At 59.1% G+C, this 5292-nt stretch carries 3 rRNA genes; all 3 read left to right on the forward strand.

The window, feature by feature from the left end:
* Positions 1-49: 49 nt before the first annotated feature.
* A 16S ribosomal RNA gene (locus BCD48_RS20680) occupies positions 50-1556 on the forward strand.
* Between the two features lie 389 nt (positions 1557-1945).
* A 23S ribosomal RNA gene (locus BCD48_RS20685) occupies positions 1946-5054 on the forward strand.
* A gap of 93 nt (positions 5055-5147) precedes the next feature.
* Positions 5148-5264, forward strand: a 5S ribosomal RNA gene (rrf, locus tag BCD48_RS20690).
* Together the 16S, 23S and 5S rRNA genes form the textbook arrangement of a ribosomal RNA operon.
* Positions 5265-5292: the final 28 nt, after the last annotated feature.

Here is a 5292-nt window from a genome sequence, read left to right on the forward strand (position 1 = left end):
TGTGTCCATATTTTGTCGGGGTTTCTCCCATCGAGGGAGTTTTAGAGCATCGATGGAGAGTTTGATCCTGGCTCAGGACGAACGCTGGCGGCGTGCTTAACACATGCAAGTCGAGCGGACCTTCGGGTCAGCGGCGAACGGGTGAGTAACACGTGGGCAACCTGCCCCAGGCTCTGGAATAACTCCGGGAAACCGGGGCTAATGCCGGATATTCACACCTTCGGGCATCTGGTGGTGTGGAAAGATTTATTGGCTTGGGATGGGCCCGCGGCCTATCAGCTTGTTGGTGGGGTAGTGGCCCACCAAGGCGACGACGGGTAGCCGGCCTGAGAGGGCGATCGGCCACACTGGGACTGAGACACGGCCCAGACTCCTACGGGAGGCAGCAGTGGGGAATATTGCGCAATGGGCGAAAGCCTGACGCAGCGACGCCGCGTGAGGGATGACGGCCTTCGGGTTGTAAACCTCTTTCAGCAGGGACGAAGCGCAAGTGACGGTACCTGCAGAAGAAGCACCGGCCAACTACGTGCCAGCAGCCGCGGTAATACGTAGGGTGCAAGCGTTGTCCGGAATTATTGGGCGTAAAGAGCTCGTAGGCGGCCTGTCGCGTCGGCTGTGAAAACCCGGGGCTCAACCCCGGGCCTGCAGTCGATACGGGCAGGCTAGAGTCCGGTAGGGGAGACTGGAATTCCTGGTGTAGCGGTGAAATGCGCAGATATCAGGAGGAACACCGGTGGCGAAGGCGGGTCTCTGGGCCGGAACTGACGCTAAGGAGCGAAAGCGTGGGGAGCGAACAGGATTAGATACCCTGGTAGTCCACGCCGTAAACGTTGGGCGCTAGGTGTGGGGGACCTTCCACGGCCTCCGTGCCGCAGCTAACGCATTAAGCGCCCCGCCTGGGGAGTACGGCCGCAAGGCTAAAACTCAAAGGAATTGACGGGGGCCCGCACAAGCGGCGGAGCATGTGGCTTAATTCGATGCAACGCGAAGAACCTTACCAGGGCTTGACATGCGGGGAAATCCATCAGAGATGGTGGGTCCTTAGGGGTCCCGTACAGGTGGTGCATGGCTGTCGTCAGCTCGTGTCGTGAGATGTTGGGTTAAGTCCCGCAACGAGCGCAACCCTTGTCCTATGTTGCCAGCGAGTTATGTCGGGGACTCATAGGAGACTGCCGGGGTCAACTCGGAGGAAGGTGGGGACGACGTCAAGTCATCATGCCCCTTACGTCCTGGGCTGCACACATGCTACAATGGCCGGTACAATGGGCTGCGATACCGCGAGGTGGAGCGAATCCCAAAAAGCCGGTCTCAGTTCGGATCGGGGTCTGCAACTCGACCCCGTGAAGTCGGAGTCGCTAGTAATCGCAGATCAGCATTGCTGCGGTGAATACGTTCCCGGGCCTTGTACACACCGCCCGTCACGTCATGAAAGTCGGTAACACCCGAAGCCGGTGGCCTAACCCTTGTGGAGGGAGCCGTCGAAGGTGGGACCGGCGATTAGGACGAAGTCGTAACAAGGTAGCCGTACCGGAAGGTGCGGCTGGATCACCTCCTTTCTAAGGAGCATCCCGTGGTTTGTCCGCGGGGCCGGTTCCTGGCTGTGCATGCCGGGCTGGTTAGCTCAGTGGCGTGGAATGCTGACTTCAGAGGCCGTCCTGCGGCCAGGTGGTGGCTAGTACTCCCTGTCCTTCGGGGTGGGGGTGGAACGTGCCGGCTGGTGGGGAGGCGGTTTCGTGTGGTGCGCTGTTGGGTCCTGAGGGAGCGGAAATCGTTTCTTCGGTGGCCATCGACCCCCGGGTCCTTCCTCTTGTGGGGGGGGTTCGGGGGTTGGCTGCGGTACGGACCAGTCCTTCCAGACATCGGCCCCGGGTGGGGTGGCGGTCTGGGTGTGGGGTTGGGGTCGTCCGTTCTTTGAGAACTGCACAGTGGACGCGAGCATCTTTGTGGCCAAGTTATTAAGGGCGCACGGTGGATGCCTTGGCACCAGGAGCCGATGAAGGACGTGGGAGGCTGCGATATGCCTCGGGGAGCTGTCAACCGAGCTGTGATCCGAGGATTTCCGAATGGGGGAACCCGGCAGGATGCTAAGTCCTGTCACCCGCACCTGAACTCATAGGGTGTGTGGAGGGAACGCGGGGAAGTGAAACATCTCATTACCCGCAGGAAGAGAAAACAACCGTGATTCCGTGAGTAGTGGTGAGCGAAAACGGATCTAGGCTAAACCTGTTTCGTGTGAGAGCCGGCAGGCGTTGCGGAACAGGGGTCGTGGGACGGCTCGGATGGTTCTGCCGAACTGTCAGGGAGTTATAAAGCGTCGTGTTAGTCGAAGACCATGCGAATGGGTCGCCGTAGCGGGTAACAGCCCCGTAGACGAAAACATGGCGCCTCCCGAGTTGTATCCCAAGTAGCACGGAGCCCGTGAAATTCCGTGTGAATCTGGCGGGACCACCCGCTAAGCCTAAATACTCCCTGGTGACCGATAGCGGACTAGTACCGTGAGGGAAAGGTGAAAAGTACCCCGGGAGGGGAGTGAAATAGTACCTGAAACCGTGTGCCTACAATCCGTCGGAGCTGGGCTTCGGTCTGGTGACGGCGTGCCTTTTGAAGAATGAGCCTGCGAGTTTGCGGTGTGTGGCGAGGTTAACCCGTGTGGGGTAGCCGTAGCGAAAGCGAGTCCTAACAGGGCGTTTCAGTCGCATGTCTAAGACCCGAAGCCGGGTGATCTACCCATGGCCAGGTTGAAGCGCGGGTAAGACCGTGTGGAGGACCGAACCCACCAGTGTTGAAAAACTGGGGGATGAGCTGTGGGTAGGGGTGAAAGGCCAATCAAACCCGGTGATAGCTGGTTCTCCCCGAAATGCATTTAGGTGCAGCGTCGTGTGTTTCTTGCCGGAGGTAGAGCACTGGATGGGCTAGGGGGCCTACAAGCTTACTGAACTCAGCCAAACTCCGAATGCCGGTAAGTGAAGCGCGGCAGTGAGACTGCGGGCGATAAGGTTCGTAGTCGAGAGGGAAACAGCCCAGATCGCCAGCTAAGGCCCCTAAGCGTACGCTAAGTGGAAAAGGATGTGGAGTCGCACAGACAACCAGGAGGTTGGCTTAGAAGCAGCCATCCTTGAAAGAGTGCGTAATAGCTCACTGGTCAAGTGATTCCGCGCCGATAATGTAGCGGGGCTCAAGCGTACCGCCGAAGCTGCGGCACTCACATGTTTGCCTAACTGTCTCCTTTGGGGGTGGTTCAGGTGTGTGGGTGGGTAGGGGAGCGTCGTGTGGCGTGTGAAGCGGCGGGGTGACCCAGCCGTGGATGCCACGCGAGTGAGAATGCAGGCATGAGTAGCGAATGACGGGTGAGAATCCCGTCCGCCGGATGACCAAGGGTTCCTGGGGCAGGTTCGTCCGCCCAGGGTGAGTCGGGGCCTAAGGCGAGGCCGACAGGCGTAGTCGATGGATAACGGGTTGATATTCCCGTACCGGCGCTGGTGCGCCAGTACCGAACCCTGCTGTACTAACCTTCTGTCGTGGTGGCCTTCGGGTTGCCTCGGTGGTGGGGATCTTGGTGGGTAGTAGGTAAGCGATGGGGTGACGCAGGAGGGTAGTCCATCCCGGGCGGTGGTTGTCCCGGGGTAAGCGTGTAGGACGTCAGGTAGGCAAATCCGCCTGGCATGTGTCTGAGACGTGATGCCGAGCCGATTGTGGCGAAGTGGATGATCCCATGCTGTCGAGAAAAGCCTCTAGCGAGTGCCAGGGCCGCCCGTACCCGAAACCGACACAGGTGGTCAGGTAGAGAATACCGAGGCGATCGAGTGAACTGTGGTTAAGGAACTCGGCAAAATGCCCCCGTAACTTCGGGAGAAGGGGGGCCACTACCGGTGATGACACATGCTGTCTGAGCTGGTGGGGGCCGCAGAGACCAGGGGAAAGCGACTGTTTACTAAAAACACAGCTCCGTGCGAAGCCGTAAGGCGATGTATACGGAGTGACGCCTGCCCGGTGCTGGAACGTTAAGGGGACGGGTTAGCTCTTCGGGGCGAGGCTCAGAACTTAAGCGCCAGTAAACGGCGGTGGTAACTATAACCATCCTAAGGTAGCGAAATTCCTTGTCGGGTAAGTTCCGACCTGCACGAATGGCGTAACGACTTTCCTGCTGTCTCGACCACAGACTCGGCGAAATTGCACTACGAGTAAAGATGCTCGTTACGCGCGGCAGGACGGAAAGACCCCGGGACCTTTACTGCAGCTTGATATTGGTGTTCGGTCCGGCTTGTGTAGGATAGGTGGGAGACTGTGAACCTGAGACGCCAGTTTCAGGGGAGTCACTGTTGAAATACCACTCTGGTCGTGCTGGATGTCTAACCTGGGTCCGTGATCCGGATCAGGGACAGTGTCAGGTGGGTAGTTTAACTGGGGCGGTTGCCTCCTAAAGAGTAACGGAGGCGCCCAAAGGTTCCCTCAGCCTGGTTGGCAATCAGGTGTCGAGTGCAAGTGCACAAGGGAGCTTGACTGTGAGACCGACGGGTCGAGCAGGTGCGAAAGCAGGGACTAGTGATCCGGCGGTGGCTTGTGGAAGCGCCGTCGCTCAACGGATAAAAGGTACCCCGGGGATAACAGGCTGATCTTGCCCAAGAGTCCATATCGACGGCAAGGTTTGGCACCTCGATGTCGGCTCGTCGCATCCTGGGGCTGGAGTAGGTCCCAAGGGTTGGGCTGTTCGCCCATTAAAGCGGTACGCGAGCTGGGTTTAGAACGTCGTGAGACAGTTCGGTCCCTATCCGCCGCGCGCGTAGGAGTCTTGAGAAGGGCTGTCCCTAGTACGAGAGGACCGGGACGGACGAACCTCTGGTGTGCCAGTTGTCCCGCCAGGGGCATGGCTGGTTGGCTACGTTCGGAAGGGATAACCGCTGAAAGCATCTAAGCGGGAAGCTCGCTTCGAGATGAGGTCTCCCACAGGGTTAACCTGGTAAGGCCCCCGAGAGATGATCGGGTTGATAGGCCAGATGTGGAAGCACAGCAATGTGTGGAGCTGACTGGTACTAATAGGCCGAGGGCTTGTCCTACAAAGATGCTACGCGTCCACTGTGCGGTTCCCGAGGAACGGCAGACCACCCCGCGCTCCGGCGCGGGGGAAGGTGTCGATAACTCGATAGTGTTTCGGTGGTTTTGGCGGAGAGGGTACGCCCGGTCCCATTCCGAACCCGGAAGCTAAGTTCTCCAGCGCCGATGGTACTGCTCGGGAGGCCGGGTGGGAGAGTAGGTCACCGCCGAACAATCATTGACGGAAGGCCCGTCGTCCCC

The organism is Pseudofrankia coriaricola (assembly GCF_001854805.1).
Classification (GTDB): domain Bacteria; phylum Actinomycetota; class Actinomycetes; order Frankiales; family Frankiaceae; genus Pseudofrankia.